The 385-nt window shown below is 76.9% G+C and carries 1 pseudogene; it reads left to right on the plus strand.

Features of this window, described 5'->3' with window-relative positions:
* Positions 1 to 385: pseudogene (locus I6F37_RS44555) on the plus strand (hypothetical protein); the annotation flags it as partial.

Genomic DNA, 385 nt, shown 5'->3' on the forward strand with positions numbered 1-385 from the left:
CGCGGCGCGCGCCGCGGCCTACGCCGACCCCGCGTGGCGCGAGCGGGCCCGGCGGGAGATCGACGACGGCGGCTTCGTCGACGTGCGCTGGGACGCCTTCGCCGTGGCGGAGAGCCAGGCCCACCCCGAGCTCGAGGGCCCGACGATCGCGAAGCTCGCCGCGGAGCGCGGGGTGCACCCGCTCGACGTGGTGCTCGACGTCGCGCTCGCCGATCGGCTGGGCACCCGCTTCGTGGTGACGTTCGCCAACGACGACGTCGACGGCGTCGCCGCGCTGCTCCAGGCCGACGGGTGCGTGCTCGGGCTCTCGGACGCGGGCGCCCATGTGGGCCAGCTGTGCGACGCCGCCATGCCCACCGACTTCCTCGCCCGCTGGGTGCGCGAC

This window comes from Bradyrhizobium sp. NBAIM08 (genome assembly GCF_020193935.1).
Classification (GTDB): Bacteria; Pseudomonadota; Alphaproteobacteria; order Rhizobiales; family Xanthobacteraceae; genus Bradyrhizobium; species Bradyrhizobium yuanmingense.